Genomic DNA, 16,993 nt, shown 5'->3' on the forward strand with positions numbered 1-16,993 from the left:
ATGGACGCTCCGCGTCCGCTTCGGCAGGGACGCGGAGCGTCCCGGGCTGCATTCCCACGCGGAGCGTGGGAACGATCAGCACAGGCGGGTGTTACTTATCGCGAATCGAGAAATTCGCCATGTGTTCCAGGCCCTTGATCAGCGCCGAGTGGTCCCAATTGCTGCCACCGATGGCTGCGCAGGTGCTGAACACTTGCTGGGTGTTGGCGGTGTTGGGCAGGTTGATGCCCAGCTCTTTGGCGCCTTGCAGGGCCAGGTTCAGGTCCTTCTGGTGCAGGCTGATGCGGAAGCCTGGGTCGAAGGTGCCTTTGATCATGCGCTCGCCGTGCACTTCGAGGATCTTCGAGGACGCGAAACCGCCCATCAACGCTTCACGGACCTTGGCTGGATCGGCACCGTTTTTCGAAGCAAACAGCAGGGCTTCGGCCACGGCCTGGATGTTCAGCGCCACGATGATCTGGTTCGCCACTTTGGCGGTCTGACCGTCGCCGTTGCCGCCCACCAGGGTGATGTTCTTGCCCATCGCCTGGAACAGCGGCAGGGCGCGTTCGAAGGCATCGGCATCGCCGCCGACCATGATGCTCAGGGTCGCAGCCTTGGCGCCGACTTCACCGCCGGACACCGGCGCGTCGAGGTACTGAGCGCCTTTTTCATTGATTTTGACAGCGAAGGCTTTGGTGGCGGTTGGCGAGATCGAGCTCATGTCGATCACGACTTTGCCTTTGCCAACACCGGCCGCAACACCGTCGGCGCGGAACAGCACGTCATCGACCTGCGGGGTATCCGGCACCATGACGATGATGAATTCGGCTTCTTGCGCGACTTCTTTCGGGTTCGCCAGGGCGACGGCGCCACCGGCAATCAGGTCAGCCGGTGCAGTGTCGTGGTGCGCCGACAGGAACAGGCTGTGACCGGCCTTCTGCAGGTTCAACGCCATTGGGTGGCCCATGATGCCGGTGCCGATAAATCCGATTTTAGCCATGAGAAAGTCCTCTTGTTTTTGTGTGGCTCCCGGCGCTGGACCGATGAGCTCTTTGTGGCGAGGGGGCTTGCCCCCGTTGGGTCGCGAAGCGGCCCCAATTGTTTTTTCGCGGTCGGTCAGATAGAACGCATTTGCTGGTTTTACGACTGCTTCGCAGCCGAACGGGGCGGTGCGACGATTCGATGAATCCCCTCACCACAAAAGCCCGCTCCCACAGGGATCTGCGTCAGATTGCGTTGTGGGTTTTGAGCCAGCCCAGGCCCGCTTCAGTGGTGGTCAGCGGCTTGTATTCGCAGCCAACCCAACCCTCATAACCGATGCGGTCCAGGTGTTCGAACAGGAAGCGGTAGTTGATCTCACCGGTGCCCGGTTCGTTGCGCCCAGGGTTATCGGCCAACTGGATGTGGTTGATCTCGCCCAGGTGCGCAGCCATGGTGCGGGCCAGGTCGCCCTCCATGATTTGCATGTGGTAGATGTCGTATTGCAGGAACAGATTGGCGCTGCCGACCTGTTCGCGAATCGACAGGGCTTGCGCCGTGTTGTTCAGGTAGAAACCCGGGATGTCGCGGGTGTTGATCGCTTCCATCACCAGTTTGATGCCCGCCGCTTGCAGCTTGTCGGCCGCGTACTTGAGGTTGGCGACGAAGGTTTTTTCCACGGTGGCATCGTCGACGCCTTGTGGACGAATACCGGCCAGGCAGTTGACCTGGGTGTTGCCCAACACTTTCGCGTAGGCAATCGCCAGATCGACACCGGCGCGGAACTCTTCAACCCGGTCCGGCAGGCACGCGATACCGCGTTCGCCCTTGGCCCAGTCACCGGCCGGCAGGTTGAACAGCACCTGGGTCAAGCCATTGGCATCGAGCTTGGCTTTGATCTCGGCAGAGCTGAAGTCGTAAGGGAACAGGTATTCGACACCACTGAAGCCGGCCTTGGCGGCAGCTTCAAAACGGGCAAGAAAATCCTGCTCGGTGAACAGCATGGACAAGTTGGCTGCGAAACGCGGCATGGTGGTCTCCCGTTCTAAGTTCTCGTTCCCACGCTCTGCGTGGGAATGCATCTATGGACGCTCTGCGTCCGCTTTGGGACGCGGAGCGTCCCGGGCTGCATTCCCACGCGGAGCGTGGGAACGATCAGCGGTCGTACAGATCAATCAAGCAACGAAATCGCCGTTGGCGCATCGTTGCCGACCAGCGCCAGGTCTTCGAATTCGTTGACGGCGTTGATCTCGGTGCCCATGGAAATATTGGTCACACGCTCCAGAATAATCTCTACGATCACCGGTACCTTGAACTCTTCGATCAGCTCCTGAGCCCTGCGCAGGGCAGGCTGGATCTGGCTCGGTTCGAATACACGCAGCGCCTTGCAGCCCAGGCCTTCGGCGACCGCGACGTGGTCGACACCGTAACCGTTGAGTTCCGGAGCGTTCAAGTTGTCGAAGGACAGCTGCACGCAGTAGTCCATGTCGAAACCGCGCTGCGCCTGACGAATCAGCCCCAGGTACGAGTTGTTCACCACTACGTGGATGTACGGCAGCTTGAACTGCGCGCCCACCGCCAGTTCTTCGATCATGAACTGGAAGTCATAGTCGCCAGACAGTGCCACAACTTTACGGGTCGGATCAGCCTTGACCACACCCAGCGCTGCTGGAATGGTCCAGCCCAACGGACCGGCCTGTCCACAGTTGATCCAGTGACGCGGTTTGTAGACGTGCAGGAACTGCGCGCCGGCAATCTGCGACAGGCCGATGGTGCTGACGTAGCACGTCTCTTTGCCGAACACCTGGTTCATCTCTTCGTAAACGCGCTGCGGCTTGACCGGCACGTTGTCGAAGTGAGTCTTGCGCTGCAAGCTGGATTTGCGCTGCTGGCAGTCTTGCAGCCAGGCGCTGCGGTTTTTCAGTTTGCCGGCGGCTTGCCATTCGCGAGCGACTTCGATGAACACGGTCAGGGCGGCAGCGGCATCGGAAACGATGCCCAGGTCCGGGGTGAACACGCGGCCGATCTGGGTCGGTTCGATGTCAACGTGGATGAACTTGCGGCCTTCGGTGTAAACGTCGATCGAACCGGTGTGACGGTTGGCCCAACGGTTACCGACACCCAGCACCAGGTCGGATTTGAGCATCGTCGCGTTGCCGTAGCGGTGCGAGGTTTGCAGACCGACCATGCCGACCATCAACGGGTGATCATCCGGGATGGTGCCCCAGCCCATCAAAGTCGGAACCACCGGAATACCGGTCAGCTCGGCAAATTCCACCAGCAATTCGCTGGCGTCGGCGTTGATGATGCCGCCGCCGGCCACCAGCAACGGACGCTCGGCCTGATCGAGCATGGCCAGGGCCTTCTCGATTTGCACGCGGTTCGCGGTTGGCTTGGCCAGCGGCAGTGGTTCATAGGCGTCGATGTCGAATTCGATTTCAGCCATCTGCACGTCGAACGGCAGATCGATCAGCACCGGGCCTGGACGGCCGGAGCGCATTTCGTAGAAGGCTTTCTGGAACGCGTAAGGCACCTGGCCCGGTTCCATGACGGTGGTTGCCCATTTGGTCACTGGCTTGACGATCGAGGTAATGTCGACGGCCTGGAAGTCTTCCTTGTGCATCCGAGCGCGGGGAGCCTGGCCGGTAATGCAAAGAATCGGGATCGAGTCGGCCGAGGCACTGTAGAGCCCGGTGACCATGTCGGTACCGGCAGGTCCCGAAGTGCCGATGCACACGCCGATGTTGCCGGCCTTGGTGCGGGTGTAGCCCTCGGCCATGTGCGAGGCGCCTTCAACGTGGCGAGCGAGGACGTGATCGATGCCACCGACCTTCTGCAAGGCGGAGTACAGCGGGTTGATCGCGGCGCCCGGGATGCCAAAAGCGGTATCAACCCCTTCACGGCGCATCACCAGAACGGCGGCTTCGATTGCTCTCATTTTGCTCATGGTTTTGGTGCCTCTTACGTTTTGTAATTGTATACAAGTGGCTTTGTGCAGAGTGTATTCACGGCGGACGGCACAGGTCAATCCATTTTCTCAAGCGGCCGTTTCATTCGTCGGAAGCCCAATCTACTGTGGCTTTTCGTCGCATTTGGCGTTTTTCGAGAATTATTGTATACAAAAAAATAACTCATTGTGTTCTATTTGTTGCATCGGACTGTCGAACAAAACGCAGTCCAGCAGCTTTCCCTATAACAAAATGAGGACGGCACCATGAGCGCTTTAACCTTGAAAGTCGCAGTCAACCTGGCCAATCAGGCTATTTCCGCAGGGCGTGCAATCTCGGCGGCTCCATTGACCATCGCGGTACTGGATGCGGGTGGACACTTGGTCACCCTGCAGCGTGAAGACGGCGCCAGCCTGCTGCGCCCGCAGATCGCCATCGGCAAAGCCTGGGGCGCCATTGCCCTGGGTAAAGGCTCACGCCTGCTGGCACTGGACGCACAACAACGACCGGCGTTTATCGCCGCTTTGAACAGTCTGGGGCAGGGCAGTGTGGTGCCGGCACCGGGTGGGGTGTTGATTCGGGATCAGGACGGGAACGTGCTGGGGGCTGTCGGTATCAGCGGGGATCTTTCGGATGTTGATGAGCAATGTGCGATCACTGCGATCGAGGCGGCGGGGTTGCGGGCGGATGCGGGGGTGACTGCTTGATTGTGTGTTGACTGATCTAACGCCTTCGCGAGCAAGCCCGCTCCCACACTGGTTCGTCGGTGGACACAAATTGTGTGAACACCACAAATCCCAATGTGGGAGCGGGCTTGCTCGCGAAGGCGATCCTTCAGACACATCCAGCTAAAAGTCCGCCCCTCAGTTCCCGGTTCGCTGATCTAGCCTTTTCTTGATTTCATCCATGAAAGAGGCAAAGGAATGCCTGAGCTATCAGCTTCACACCGCTTGCGCATCGGCCGCTATGCCGAGCAAAACCGCATTTATCTTCTGACTGCCAACACCCTCAAGCGAGAGCCTGTTTTCAGGGATTACACGTTGGGCAGGATGGTCGTCCACCAATTCAAACAAGCACAGGATCACGGGTTTGCCGACACCTTGGCCTTTGTGGTCATGCCCGATCACTTTCACTGGCTGATCCAGTTGCAAAAAGGGTCATTGGGCCAATTGATGTGTCAGGCCAAATCGTTGAGTGCCCGAACAATCAATGCTGAGACTGGAAGAATGGGCAGCCTTTGGCAGCAGAGTTTTCATGATCGTGCTTTGCGACGAGATGAGGATTTGGTGAAACTCGCCCGATATGTTGTCGCCAACCCATTGCGGGCGGGGGTGGTTGGGAAGCTTGGCGACTATCCGTTGTGGGATGCTATTTGGCTTTAGTCTTTGGATCGAGTTGCCCCCTTCGCGAGCCCGCTCCCACAGGGGATCTTCGGTGTTGCGGAGATCGAGTGTGGGAGCGGGCTTGCTCGCGAAGGGCGCGCTGCGGTGTATCAGTCCGGCTCACACCCCTTCAACACCAACCGGATAATCGTCTGCGCCGCCGCCTCGTAATCCGCCTCATCCAGCTTCGCTTTACCGGTTACCGCGGAAATCTGCCAATCAAAGTCGGCATAGGTCTGGGTCGCGGCCCAGATGCTGAACATCAGGTGGTTGGGGTCGATCGGGGCGATCTGGCCGCGGTCGATCCAGGTCTGGATGCAGTCGATGTTGTGCTTGGCCTGGCCGTTGAGTCGTTCAACCAGATCAGCGCTCAGGTGCGGGGCGCCGTGCATGATTTCGCTGGCGAACACCTTGGAGGCGAAGGGCAGGTCGCGGGAGATGCGGATTTTCGAGCGGATGTAGCCGCTCAGCACTTCACTGGGCACGCCGTCGGCATTGAACGGTGTCGAGGCCTGCAGAATCGGTTCGATGATGCTTTCCAGGACCTCGCGGTAGAGGTTTTCCTTGGATTTGAAGTAGTAGTAGACGTTGGGCTTGGGCAATCCCGCCTTGGCTGCGATGTCACTGGTTTTGGTCGCAGCGAAGCCCTTGTCGGCAAATTCTTCGCTGGCGGCACGCAGGATCAGTTCTTTGTTGCGCTCGCGGATAGTGCTCATAAACCAGGTGGTTCCTTGCCTGTGCTGGCGGTTGCGCATGGTAGCACCGGCCTCGCGCGGCGCTCAAGAATGCCCCGCAGCACGTTCGGCCGCGCTATGCTGCGCAGCATTCACTATTCGAAGGAAACCTGATTCATGGCAGGAAGCAGTTTGCTGTTGCTGATCGACGACATTGCCGCGGTACTCGACGACGTGGCATTGATGACCAAAATGGCCGCCAAGAAGACCGCCGGCGTGCTCGGCGACGATCTGGCGCTCAATGCCCAGCAGGTTTCCGGCGTGCGTGCCGAGCGGGAAATCCCGGTGGTATGGGCGGTGGCCAAGGGCTCGTTTCTGAACAAGCTGATCCTGGTGCCCTCGGCCCTGGCCATCAGTGCGTTCATTCCGTGGCTGGTCACGCCGCTATTGATGGTCGGTGGCGCCTACCTGTGTTTCGAAGGTTTCGAGAAGCTGGCGCACAAATTCCTGCACAGCAAGGCTGAAGATCAGGCCGAACATGCTGAGCTGGTCGAAGCCGTGGCTGATCCGGCGGTCGATCTGGTGGCGTTCGAGAAAGACAAGATCAAAGGTGCCATCCGCACTGACTTCATTCTGTCGGCGGAAATCATCGCCATCACTCTGGGTACCGTGGCGGATGCTTCGCTGACCCAGCAAGTCATCGTGCTGTCGGGCATTGCCATCGTCATGACCATCGGCGTGTATGGCCTGGTGGCGGGCATCGTCAAACTCGACGACCTCGGTTTGTGGCTGACCCAGAAGCCTGGCCAGATGGCCAAAAGCATCGGCGCCGGGATTCTGCGTGCGGCGCCGTACATGATGAAAAGCCTGTCGGTGATCGGCACGGCAGCGATGTTCCTGGTGGGTGGCGGGATTCTCACCCACGGCGTGCCGGTGGTTCATCACTGGATTGAGACCGTCAGCGCAGGGGCGGGCGGTGCCGGGTTTATCGTGCCGACGTTGCTGAACGCGGTGGCGGGGATTGTGGCGGGGGCGGTGGTGTTGGTAGGCGTCATGGCCGCGAGCAAAATCTGGAAAGCAGTGAAAGGCTAAACCTGTGGGTGTTTGATTGTTCCCACGCTCTGCGTGGGAATGCCTCAATTGGACGCTCTGCGTCCGCTTCCAGGTGTGACGCAGAGCGTCACGGGCTGCATTCCCACGCAGAGCGTGGGAACGATCAGGCCATTCGATTCGCATCGAATGGCCTTTTTTGTTGCCGATGAATTACTCGGCGATCTGCAACTTGCGCGACTCGGTGTACACGTAGCGCACTTTCTCGTACTCGAACGGCGAGTTCAGTTGGCCATAGCGGAAGCCGGTCTGATAGCGCTTGTCGATGGAACGCAGGAGCAAGACTTCAGGATGGTTGGAGCTGACCTCGGCGACGTTCAGGAAGTTGATTGCCGATTCTGCGCTGAAGTCCGCCACCAGGCCGCCAGTGTCGCGGATGTTCGATGGGCCGAGGATTGGCAACACGAAGTAGGCGCCGCCCGGTACACCGTAGAAGCCCAGCGTCTGGCCGAAGTCTTCGTTCTGGCGCGGCAGCCCCATGGCGGTGGCCGGGTCCCACAGGCCGGCGATGCCGACGGTGGTGTTGAGCAGCAGGCGCGCGGTGGTTTCCATCGAGCGCTGCCCCTTGAACTGCAGCAAGCTGTTCAACAGGTTCGGCACGTCACCAATGTTATTGAAGAAGTTGCTCACGCCAGTGCGCAGGAAACTCGGCGTGATGTAGCGATAGCCGTCGACCACTGGCAGGAACACCCATTGGTCGAAGCGGTAGTTGAAGTGGTAGACGCGGCGGTTCCACTCTTCCAACGGGTCGTAGACGTTCAGTGCGTTAAGCGTGGAGCGTTCGAACTCGCGTTGATCCAGTCCCGGGTTGAATTTGAGTTTGCTCAGCGGCTCCTTGAAGCCATCACTGTCAATCACAACCGGTGCGTTGGCTTTGCTGTTGTCGGCATTGGCGACGCCTGCGCAGAGTAGCGCTGCGATAAGCAGGAGGTATTTAGCCACGGAAAAACTCCAGCATGGCGTCGCTGTTGACGCGGTAATTAAGGTTGCCGCAATGGCCGCCCAGTGGGTAAACGGTCAAGCGATCACCAAAAGTCTTGCGCAGGAAACCCAGGTCGCCAGGGCCGAGAATCACGTCGTCGGCGTTGTGCATGACGGCGATTTTCGGACTGTCGCGCAGGTAATCCTTGAGTGCATACAAACTGACCTGGTCGATCAGTTGCAGCAGGCTCCCGCCGTCGGTACGGGCGCGCCACATAGGGATGACTTGCTCGGTGATGTAGCAATCGAAGTCGCACTGCAGCGCGCGCTTGAGGAACGGCGTGAGGGTGGTGCCTTCGGTGATCGGGAATTTCTGTGGAATGATCAGGCCGCGACGGTTGATCAGGTCCGAGGTGAAGGCAATGTCGGCTGCCGAGAAGCGGAACGAAGTGCCGATCAGCATGGCCATCTGTTCGTTGCTCAGGTGCTGCTTGGACTGCTGGAAGTCGTAGAGCAGCGCATCGTTGAGGTCGATGTAGCCTTTCTGCTGGAAGTAGCGGGTCAGTTTATCCAGCACCAGCTCATAGAACGTGGTGCTGTTGTTGATGCCCTTGACCTCGGTCTGGACCAGCTTGTCCAGGTTGGTAATCGAGGTGTAGAGGTTGACCGGCGGGTTGAGCAGCAAGACTTTCTTGAAGTTGAAGCTGCGACGGGTTTCATCCAGGTGCGCGACGAACGCTGCGTCCAGGGCACCCAGGCTGTAGCCGGTCAGGTAGTAATCGGTAACGTCCACATTCGGGTTTTGTGCCCGCACGGCCTGCATCACCCGATACATGTCTTCGGCATCTTCCTTGGTGATACCGGGTGTGGCAAAGCGTGAGGCGGCGCTCATGAAGTCGAAGCTGGTGGGCGACGACAGTTGCACCACGTGGTAGCCGGCCTTGTAGTAGAGCTTCTTCAGGTATTCGTTATGGGTGCTGTCATAGCGCGCGCCGGTGCCGGCGATCAGGAAAATCAGCGGAGCGGCTTTATCCTGGGTGGCGATGCGGTAGGTGAGTTTCTTCACCGGCCAGAAGTTGTCCGGCAAATCGAATTCACGCTCCGGGCGCAACCTGACGCTGCGGGTTTGCTGATCGATGTCATCGTCCAGCGGCAACTCCGGACGCAAGTCCGGCGGTGTCGTTGCGATGGTCGCCTCGAACGGGTTGGTCAAGGGGTAGCCATAACTGGCGGCGTCGATGTCCACCGCCAGTGCGGACGCACTCAAAATAAGGCCGCCAAACAAGGCGGCGAAGCGCAAGGAACGGAGCATGACTAGATCCCTTAGAGAAAGGTGCCGAATGAAGTTCGCAGGCTATGACCACGGGGGTTGCGCCAAAGTGCCATGAGTCGGCACCAATCAGGCCTAATTTCGGAGTAATAGTAGCTGGACGATACACTTTGCAGTGATTCCGTGACCAATTATCTGTCACATGCGCTTGCTTAGCGCTGGCGGGAGATTAAGCTGGCCGCCGATTTCGTTGATTGGAGTGCTTCATGTCCCGCCGTCTGCCTGTGATTCTGCTGCTCGTTCTCCTGCCGTTATGGCTGGCCGCCAGTTATGGCGCGCGGTATGGCTTCATGGAGGATGCTCAATGGGTCGGCATCTGCGTGGACGAAGCGAGCCGCTGGGAATGCCAGGTTCGTTCGAGCCTGGGCTTGATGATTCACTTCAAGGTATTGGGCTTCGCGGCATTGGCGGCAGCCGTTATCGGGTTTGTGCTGCCGGGCCGGGCAGGGTGGTGGTTGGCGGTGCTGGCGCTGGTGTTCGGGTTGCCGGCGTTGGCGTTGTACAACACGACGTTGGCTGTTTTTGCGGTGGTGCTTGCTGGATTGCGTCTGGTCCGGGCTTCCCGCAGCGTCTGATGGTCAGTCTTCGCGAGCAAGCCCGCTCCCACATTTGACCGAGTTCTTCAGGATAAACGCGGTCAAATGTGGGAGCGGGCTTGCTCGCGAAGAGGCCGGCAGATGCGCCGAAGACTAAGCCCTGCGAACCCGCAAACTGCGCCACAATGCTGCAACCATCAATACACTCACCAGCGCCCAACCCCAGGCCTGCTGGTTCTGCAAGCCTTCACGGTAAAGCTGCGGCGCAATGCCGGCACCGATGATGAAGGTCAACAGGGCAATCTCCCGACGCGGCACACTGACCGGGCGGCACAGATAAACCAGCGCCGGAAGGATGAACGCGACGCTCGGGAAGCTGCGATAGCGCGGATCGAACACCAGCTCCAGCATGGTCACTGCAGCGGCAAACCCGGCCACCGCGAGCAACCAGCCCGCCCGACGTTCCAGCGCATTGAACGTCCGTCCGCGCCAACCGGCCCGAGGGCTCAGGGTCAGTGCCGCATGGGCCAGCACCAACACATTCAACGCCGTCAGCAAAGCGACCCACAACCATTCACTGGTAAACCGCGTGGTGACACGGGCCAGATCACCCCAGGCGCCAATCGAGCAAGCGGCCAGCGCACCGAGCAACGGTAGAACCAGCGCGGCGCGAGTGCTGCGTACACGGCCGCCGAGGATCAACGTGCCAAGGAAAATCAAACCACCCACCGCCAGCCACTGCGTCCAGAAAGGTACGTTCGACACCGGACCGGCAAGCACGCCCTTGTCCTGACGATCGGCATCGAACAGCCCCCAGTAACCACCGACCGCACCTTCGCTGGCGCGTTTCCACGGCTGGTCGAAGGCTTCGATCAGGTTGTAATGCCAGCCTTGCTGCTCCGCCATGATGACAAAAGCACGAATGAACCTGGCTTCATTGACTCGGCTTGGCAGGGCTGTTTCACGCTGGCGGCCTTCGCTGGGCCAGCCGGTTTCACCAATCATCACGTCCTTGGGGGCGAACTTGTTGCCAAACACCTGACGTACTTCGGCCACATGCTGCAGGGCCGCGTCGATATTCGAAGGGTCATCTTCCCAGTACGGCAACAAATGGATAGTCAGGAAATCCACCGCCGGGGCGATTTCCGGGTGCTTGAGCCAGAACTCCCAGACGTCGGCGTAAGTGACGGGTTGCTTGACCTGGCTTTTGACTTTACTGATGAGCTTGACCAGTTGCGCGCCCGTGACTTCCTTGCGCAACAGGGTTTCATTGCCGACGATCACCGAGGTCACCACGTCCGCGTTGGCGTTGGCCGAGGCGATCAGCAAGTCGACTTCCTTGGCGGTGTCCACCGCGTTGCTGTTGACCCAGGCGCCGATCATCAGCTTCAGCCCGTGCTTGCGCGCCAGGTCGGGCAGCGCCTCGAGGCCGGTCATGGAGTAGGTGCGGATGCATTCGAAGCTTTTGGCCAGCAGTGCGAGGTCGGCGTCCATGCGCTCGGGGCGCAGCTTGAACGGCTGATCGAACGGCGATTGGTCCTTGTCGAACGGGGTGTAGGAGGCGCATTGCAGCTTGTGCGTCGCACTGGCCACGTCTGGCAGCACCACCGGTTTACCGAGGCCATACCAGAAACCACCCAGGGCAAAAAGCCCCAGCAGGCAGGCGAATAGATAAGCAAAAAAAGGAAAGCGGGATGTCGCGGGCATGGTCAGGCCGTCTGGGAGCAAAGCCGCGCATGTTACCTTCATTTGCCGCATGGCTGGTGGCCTGCATACTTTTGACATGCAAAGTTTGGGCGGATTGGCGGGCGGACTTTCGGTGGTCTAGATTAATGGCGTTCTGATGTCGTTTCTCGATGCCTTGAGGTCGCTGGCAGAGAAGGTCGTCATTGTCCTGAGGTTGATTATCGACGCGTCAGTGCTCTCATAGATAAATCGCGCTGATGTTCGGATGAGTTTGCGGTGGGCGTGATGGGCGCGCTGTGCACTATAACAATACGTTGACGCGACTCGGCATCCGTCGAGTGCAGCACTTTCGGGGAAGTAACGATGAAGATGCGACGACTCTTGGGCGCAGGTGCCGCTTTGGTGCTGGCGATCAGCTCTACTTTGGCCAGCGCCGAAGGCAAGGCAGTGACTATCGGTTATGTCGACGGCTGGTCGGACAGTGTTGCCACGACCAACGTGGCTGCTGAAGTGATCAGGCAGAAACTTGGTTATGACGTGAAACTGCAAGCAGTTGCCACCGGGATCATGTGGCAGGGTGTGGCCACTGGCAAACTCGATGCCATGATGTCTGCGTGGCTGCCTGTGACTCATGGTGAATACTGGACCAAGAACAAGGACCAGGTCGTCGATTACGGTCCGAACTTCAAGGACGCAAGAATTGGCCTGATCGTGCCGGAGTACGTCAAAGCCAAAAGTATTGCCGATCTGAAAACCGACGACAGCTTCAAAAATCGCATCGTCGGCATCGACGCCGGTTCGGGCGTAATGATCAAGTCCGAACAGGCCATCAAGGACTACGATCTCACCGGTTACCAACTCAAGGCCAGTTCCGGCGCCGGCATGATTGCCGAGCTGACCCGTGCCGAGAAGAAAAACGAATCCATTGCTGTTACCGGTTGGGTGCCGCACTGGATGTTCGCCAAGTGGAAACTGCGCTTCCTGGACGACCCGAAAGGCGTTTATGGCGCGGCTGAAACTGTAAACAACATCGGCAGCAAAGAACTGGCAACCAAGGCTCCGGAAGTTGCCAAGTTCCTGAAGAACTTCCAGTGGGCGTCGAAAGACGAAATCGGCGAAGTCATGTTGGCCATTCAGGATGGTGCCAAACCTGAAGCCGCCGCGAAGGATTGGGTCGCCAAGCACCCGGAACGCGTTGCAGATTGGACTAAATGATTTGAGCTGACGCGTCTGGTCAGCACTTCTCAAGGCCGCTTGGCATAACCGCCAAGCGGCCTTTTGCTTCACTTGTGGGAGCGAGCCTGCTCGCGATAGCAGTGTATCAGTCGAAATTGCTGTTGACTGACACACCGCTATCGCGAGCAGGCTCGCTCCCACATTGGTTTCAGCGTCTGCTGGAAAATGGCAATTCTGTCATGTCGTTCTAATACTAAGGTCGTCTGGAACCAGTTCCGTAGCCGCATAGAGTGGATAACGTTCCAACTTCATCTGTGCTGCGAGGATAAAAACAATGAACGACAGCATTTACCTCTCGATTCAAAACAGCCCGCGCTTCAAGGAGCTGGTTAGTAAGCGAGAAAGGTTCGCCTGGATTCTTTCGGCGATCATGCTTGGGCTTTACTCCGGATTCATCCTTTTGATTGCTTACGGGCCGCATATTCTGGGGGCAAAAATCAGCCCCGAGTCTTCGATTACCTGGGGAATACCGATTGGTGTCGGGCTGATTCTCTCGGCCTTTATCCTGACTGCAATCTACGTACGACGCGCCAATGGCGAATTCGACGACCTGAACAATGCGATTCTCAAGGAGGCTCAGCAATGATCCGGCGTCTAATGGCTCTATTGAGCATCGCAGCCTTTGCACCTGGCGCCTGGGCAGGTGAAGCCCTGACCGGCGAAGTGCACAAACAACCGCTCAACGTTTCCGCGATCCTGATGTTCGTCGCGTTCGTTGGCCTGACCCTGTGCATCACCTACTGGGCTTCCAAGCGCAACAATTCGGCGGCTGACTACTATGCGGCAGGTGGCAAGATCACCGGCTTCCAGAACGGTCTGGCGATTGCCGGTGACTACATGTCGGCGGCGTCCTTCCTGGGTATTTCCGCTCTGGTGTTCACTTCCGGTTACGACGGCCTGATCTACTCGATCGGCTTCCTGGTGGGCTGGCCGATCATTCTGTTCCTGATCGCCGAGCGCCTGCGCAACCTGGGTAAGTACACCTTTGCCGACGTGGCGTCCTACCGCCTTGGGCAGACCCAGATCCGCACGCTGTCTGCTTGCGGTTCGCTGGTGGTGGTGGCGTTCTACCTGATCGCGCAAATGGTTGGTGCCGGCAAGCTGATCCAGCTGCTGTTCGGTCTCGACTACTACGTTGCCGTGATCCTGGTCGGTATCCTGATGTGCATGTATGTGTTGTTCGGCGGCATGCTGGCGACCACCTGGGTGCAGATCATCAAGGCCGTGTTGCTGCTCTCCGGTGCTTCGTTCATGGCGCTGATGGTCATGAAACACGTCAACTTCGACTTCAGCTTGCTGTTTTCCGAGGCGATCAAGGTTCACCCTAAAGGTGAAGCCATCATGAGCCCGGGCGGGCTGGTGAAAGACCCGGTCTCGGCATTCTCCCTTGGTCTGGCGCTGATGTTCGGTACCGCTGGCCTGCCGCACATTCTGATGCGCTTCTTCACCGTGAGTGACGCGAAAGAAGCTCGCAAGAGCGTGCTGTATGCAACCGGCTTCATCGGCTACTTCTACATTCTGACGTTCATCATCGGCTTCGGCGCGATCTTGCTGGTCAGCACCAACCCTGCCTTTAAAGATGCTGCTGGCGCGCTGTTGGGCGGCAACAACATGGCGGCGGTGCACCTGGCTAACGCGGTGGGCGGCAGTATCTTCCTGGGCTTCATCTCGGCTGTAGCGTTCGCAACCATCCTGGCTGTAGTGGCTGGTTTGACGCTCGCCGGCGCTACGGCTGTGTCTCACGACCTTTATGCCAGCGTGATCAAGAAGGGCAAGGCCAACGACAAGGACGAGATTCGCGTTTCGAAAATCACCACCGTCTGCCTGGGTGTGTTGGCAATCGGCTTGGGCATTCTGTTCGAAAGCCAGAACATCGCGTTCATGGTGGGCCTGGCGTTCTCCATCGCGGCGAGCTGTAACTTCCCGGTGCTGCTGCTTTCGATGTACTGGAAGAAGCTGACCACACGTGGTGCGATGATCGGTGGCTGGTTGGGGCTGATCAGTGCCGTTGGTTTGATGGTCCTTGGGCCAACCATTTGGGTGCAGATCCTGCATCACGAGAAGGCTATCTTCCCGTATGAGTACCCGGCGCTGTTCTCCATGGCCATTGCGTTTGTCGGGATCTGGTTCTTCTCGATCACTGACAAGTCGACGGCCGGCGTTAATGAGCGGGCGCTGTTCTTCCCTCAGTTCGTTCGTTCGCAGACGGGCTTGGGCGCGAGTGGGGCGGTTTCGCACTAAGGCTTCAGGCTTGGATATATAAGCTGCGTTAAATAGAAATGCCCCGGTCGAGAGATCGGGGTATTTTTTTGGGCGGTTATCGGTCCTTGTGGGAGCGGGCTTGCTCGCGAAGGCTGTTTCGCGGGACGGGATCAACTTGATAGAGGCTCAGGGTGTGAAGGGGCGAAAGATCAAAAGCAGGATCAACATACAAAGCCAAAGCCAGATCAACAGCCTGCCGCTCACTGATCGTTCCCACGCTCTGCGTGGGAATGCCGCCGGGGACGCTCCGCGTTCCGCTCTCGACGCCAAACTAGTGTCCTGCGCAATGGTGACGCGGAAAGTCACGGAATGCATTCCCACGCAGAGCGTAGGAACGATCAGGTTCATCGCACAAACAAAAACGGCCTCTATATAAATAGAGGCCGTTCCCGGTGCAACTTTAAGACGTTATCGCAAGACAGGTCTTATTTGCGGTCTTCCAGCTTGGTGATGTCACGCGACTCGTAGCCGGTGTACAGCTGGCGCGGGCGGCCAATCTTGTACGGGCTGGAGAGCATTTCTTTCCAGTGGGAGATCCAGCCGACAGTCCGCGCCAAAGCGAAGATCACGGTGAACATGCTGGTTGGAATGCCGATCGCCTTGAGGATGATCCCCGAGTAGAAGTCGACGTTCGGGTACAGCGAGCGTTCGATGAAGTACGGGTCGGTCAGGGCGATCTCTTCCAGGCGCATGGCCAGTTCGAGTTGCGGATCGTTGGTGATGCCCAGTTCCTTCAGTACTTCGTCGCAGGTCTGCTTCATCACTGTTGCGCGTGGGTCGCGGTTTTTGTAAACCCGGTGACCGAAGCCCATCAGTTTGAACGGATCGTTCTTGTCCTTGGCCTTGGCGATGTACTTGTCGATGTTCGACACATCGCCAATTTCATCGAGCATGGTCAGAACGGCTTCGTTCGCGCCGCCGTGGGCAGGGCCCCACAGTGCAGCGATACCGGCGGCGATACAGGCGAACGGGTTGGCACCCGAAGAGCCGGCCAAGCGTACGGTGGAAGTCGATGCGTTCTGCTCGTGGTCGGCATGGAGGATGAAGATCTTGTCCATGGCGTTGGCGAGTACCGGGCTGATCGGTTTGATCTCGCACGGGGTGTTGAACATCATGTGCAGGAAGTTTTCCGCGTACGTCAGGTCGTTGCGCGGGTACATCATGGGTTGCCCCATCGAGTACTTGTAAACCATCGCTGCCAGGGTCGGCATCTTGGCAACCAGGCGGATCGCGGAGATCTCGCGATGCTGCGGGTTATTGATGTCCAGGGAGTCGTGGTAGAAGGCCGAGAGGGCGCCGACTACACCGCACATGACGGCCATTGGGTGGGCGTCGCGACGGAAACCGTTGAAGAACGTCTTCAGCTGCTCGTGAACCATGGTGTGGTTCTTTACGGTGCTGACGAACTGGGCCTTCTGTTCTGCAGTCGGCAATTCGCCGTTGAGCAGCAGATAGCAGGTTTCCAGGTAGTCCGACTTTTCAGCCAGCTGTTCGATCGGGTAGCCGCGGTGCAGCAGGATGCCGTTGTCGCCGTCGATATAGGTGATCTTCGACTCGCAGGAAGCTGTCGACATGAAACCAGGGTCAAAGGTGAAACGGCCCGTGGCCGTCAGGCCCCGAACATCGATAACATCGGGACCAACGGTGCCGGTTAAAATGGGCAGCTCGACGGGGGCTGCGCCCTCGATGATCAACTGCGCTTTTTTGTCAGCCATGTGGCCTCCTATTTATGCTTGAAATCATCAGACAGACCCCCCACGCAGGGCCCGCACCACTATAGTGAGATAAATTCGAATGTCAATTTGCCTAAAGTCTTGCTCCAGAAGGCTTTAACCGGACTTTTTCCTCGAAATTGCCTGCCATTTACGCCTTTTATCCGACTTGTGCAATGCGCTATTAGGGGAAGGTGAACGCGTTGTCATTAGTAGCCTAACTGTCTATACTCGGC

Annotated in this window: 15 protein-coding genes; 7 read left to right on the plus strand and 8 right to left on the minus strand. The window is 58.4% G+C overall.

Annotated elements, in window-relative coordinates; all coding sequences use genetic code 11:
• Positions 1-91 precede the first annotated feature (91 nt).
• From PFAS1_RS19525 to gcl, 3 genes are all read right to left on the minus strand, one after another.
• Positions 92-982, minus strand: coding sequence for a 2-hydroxy-3-oxopropionate reductase (locus tag PFAS1_RS19525; RefSeq protein WP_076030197.1), 891 nt, complete (start codon positions 980-982; stop codon positions 92-94).
• Between the two features lie 226 nt (positions 983-1,208).
• Positions 1,209-1,991: a hydroxypyruvate isomerase gene (gene hyi / locus PFAS1_RS19530; RefSeq protein ID WP_076030198.1), complete on the minus strand. Its 783-nt coding sequence runs from the start codon at positions 1,989-1,991 to the stop codon at positions 1,209-1,211.
• A 140-nt stretch (positions 1,992-2,131) separates the two neighbouring features.
• On the minus strand, positions 2,132-3,907 hold the full coding sequence (gene gcl / locus PFAS1_RS19535) for a glyoxylate carboligase (RefSeq protein WP_076030199.1): 1,776 nt from the start codon (positions 3,905-3,907) through the stop codon (positions 2,132-2,134).
• A gap of 267 nt (positions 3,908-4,174) precedes the next feature.
• Here gcl and PFAS1_RS19540 point away from each other — a divergent pair, with 267 nt between their 5' ends.
• Positions 4,175-4,615 carry a GlcG/HbpS family heme-binding protein gene (locus PFAS1_RS19540; RefSeq protein ID WP_076030200.1) on the plus strand — a complete coding sequence of 147 codons (441 nt, stop codon included), beginning with the start codon at positions 4,175-4,177 and terminating at the stop codon, positions 4,613-4,615.
• Between the two features lie 216 nt (positions 4,616-4,831).
• Entirely contained in the window at positions 4,832-5,290 is a 459-nt protein-coding gene (locus PFAS1_RS19545) for an REP-associated tyrosine transposase (RefSeq protein ID WP_076030201.1), read from the plus strand.
• Between the two features lie 110 nt (positions 5,291-5,400).
• Here the strand turns inward: PFAS1_RS19545 and PFAS1_RS19550 are convergent, their stop codons facing one another.
• On the minus strand, positions 5,401-6,006 hold the full coding sequence (locus tag PFAS1_RS19550; RefSeq protein WP_046046335.1) for a TetR/AcrR family transcriptional regulator: 606 nt from the start codon (positions 6,004-6,006) through the stop codon (positions 5,401-5,403).
• A 135-nt stretch (positions 6,007-6,141) separates the two neighbouring features.
• On the opposite strand from PFAS1_RS19550, the gene PFAS1_RS19555 reads away from it, so the two are divergent.
• Positions 6,142-7,056: a DUF808 domain-containing protein gene (locus PFAS1_RS19555; protein ID WP_076030202.1), complete on the plus strand. Its 915-nt coding sequence runs from the start codon at positions 6,142-6,144 to the stop codon at positions 7,054-7,056.
• 171 nt (positions 7,057-7,227) lie between these two features.
• On the opposite strand, the gene PFAS1_RS19560 is transcribed toward PFAS1_RS19555, so the two are convergent.
• Entirely contained in the window at positions 7,228-8,016 is a 789-nt protein-coding gene (locus PFAS1_RS19560; protein ID WP_076030203.1) for an MlaA family lipoprotein, read from the minus strand.
• Positions 8,009-9,307 (minus strand): serine/threonine protein kinase, encoded by a 1,299-nt coding sequence (locus PFAS1_RS19565; protein ID WP_074874647.1) that lies wholly within the window; start codon positions 9,305-9,307, stop codon positions 8,009-8,011. Before PFAS1_RS19565 ends, PFAS1_RS19560 begins: the two co-directional genes overlap by 8 nt.
• 224 nt (positions 9,308-9,531) lie before the next feature.
• On the opposite strand from PFAS1_RS19565, the gene PFAS1_RS19570 reads away from it, so the two are divergent.
• Positions 9,532-9,900, plus strand: a complete 369-nt coding sequence (locus tag PFAS1_RS19570) for a hypothetical protein (RefSeq protein ID WP_074874648.1) — start codon at positions 9,532-9,534, stop codon at positions 9,898-9,900.
• Between the two features lie 114 nt (positions 9,901-10,014).
• Here PFAS1_RS19570 and PFAS1_RS19575 read toward each other — a convergent pair whose 3' ends face one another.
• Positions 10,015-11,610 (minus strand): glycoside hydrolase family 17 protein, encoded by a 1,596-nt coding sequence (locus PFAS1_RS19575; RefSeq protein ID WP_076031553.1) that lies wholly within the window; start codon positions 11,608-11,610, stop codon positions 10,015-10,017.
• A 300-nt stretch (positions 11,611-11,910) separates the two neighbouring features.
• Between PFAS1_RS19575 and PFAS1_RS19585 the strand changes: the two genes are divergently transcribed.
• From PFAS1_RS19585 to PFAS1_RS19595, 3 genes are all read left to right on the plus strand, one after another.
• Entirely contained in the window at positions 11,911-12,762 is an 852-nt protein-coding gene (locus PFAS1_RS19585; protein WP_074874649.1) for a glycine betaine ABC transporter substrate-binding protein, read from the plus strand.
• A 295-nt stretch (positions 12,763-13,057) separates the two neighbouring features.
• Entirely contained in the window at positions 13,058-13,369 is a 312-nt protein-coding gene (locus PFAS1_RS19590) for a DUF485 domain-containing protein (RefSeq protein ID WP_017337238.1), read from the plus strand.
• Positions 13,366-15,024 carry a cation acetate symporter gene (locus PFAS1_RS19595; protein ID WP_076030204.1) on the plus strand — a complete coding sequence of 553 codons (1,659 nt, stop codon included), beginning with the start codon at positions 13,366-13,368 and terminating at the stop codon, positions 15,022-15,024. The genes PFAS1_RS19590 and PFAS1_RS19595 overlap by 4 nt, the downstream gene beginning before the upstream one ends.
• A 446-nt stretch (positions 15,025-15,470) precedes the next feature.
• Here PFAS1_RS19595 and gltA read toward each other — a convergent pair whose 3' ends face one another.
• A complete protein-coding gene (gltA, locus tag PFAS1_RS19605) occupies positions 15,471-16,760 on the minus strand; it encodes a citrate synthase (RefSeq protein WP_008148584.1) in 1,290 nt (429 codons plus the stop codon).
• Between the last annotated feature and the right edge of the window lie 233 nt (positions 16,761-16,993).

This window comes from Pseudomonas frederiksbergensis, assembly GCF_001952935.1.
GTDB lineage: Bacteria > Pseudomonadota > Gammaproteobacteria > Pseudomonadales > Pseudomonadaceae > Aquipseudomonas > Aquipseudomonas frederiksbergensis.

Coding starts and splice junctions, on each gene's coding strand:
- PFAS1_RS19525 (WP_076030197.1), bottom strand. CDS start 982: ATGGCTAAAATCGGATTTATCGGCACCGGCATCATGGGCCACCCAATG.
- hyi (WP_076030198.1), bottom strand. CDS start 1,991: ATGCCGCGTTTCGCAGCCAACTTGTCCATGCTGTTCACCGAGCAGGAT.
- gcl (WP_076030199.1), bottom strand. CDS start 3,907: ATGAGCAAAATGAGAGCAATCGAAGCCGCCGTTCTGGTGATGCGCCGT.
- PFAS1_RS19540 (WP_076030200.1), top strand. CDS start 4,175: ATGAGCGCTTTAACCTTGAAAGTCGCAGTCAACCTGGCCAATCAGGCT.
- PFAS1_RS19545 (WP_076030201.1), top strand. CDS start 4,832: ATGCCTGAGCTATCAGCTTCACACCGCTTGCGCATCGGCCGCTATGCC.
- PFAS1_RS19550 (WP_046046335.1), bottom strand. CDS start 6,006: ATGAGCACTATCCGCGAGCGCAACAAAGAACTGATCCTGCGTGCCGCC.
- PFAS1_RS19555 (WP_076030202.1), top strand. CDS start 6,142: ATGGCAGGAAGCAGTTTGCTGTTGCTGATCGACGACATTGCCGCGGTA.
- PFAS1_RS19565 (WP_074874647.1), bottom strand. CDS start 9,307: ATGCTCCGTTCCTTGCGCTTCGCCGCCTTGTTTGGCGGCCTTATTTTG.
- PFAS1_RS19570 (WP_074874648.1), top strand. CDS start 9,532: ATGTCCCGCCGTCTGCCTGTGATTCTGCTGCTCGTTCTCCTGCCGTTA.
- PFAS1_RS19575 (WP_076031553.1), bottom strand. CDS start 11,610: ATGAAGGTAACATGCGCGGCTTTGCTCCCAGACGGCCTGACCATGCCC.
- PFAS1_RS19585 (WP_074874649.1), top strand. CDS start 11,911: ATGAAGATGCGACGACTCTTGGGCGCAGGTGCCGCTTTGGTGCTGGCG.
- PFAS1_RS19590 (WP_017337238.1), top strand. CDS start 13,058: ATGAACGACAGCATTTACCTCTCGATTCAAAACAGCCCGCGCTTCAAG.
- PFAS1_RS19595 (WP_076030204.1), top strand. CDS start 13,366: ATGATCCGGCGTCTAATGGCTCTATTGAGCATCGCAGCCTTTGCACCT.
- gltA (WP_008148584.1), bottom strand. CDS start 16,760: ATGGCTGACAAAAAAGCGCAGTTGATCATCGAGGGCGCAGCCCCCGTC.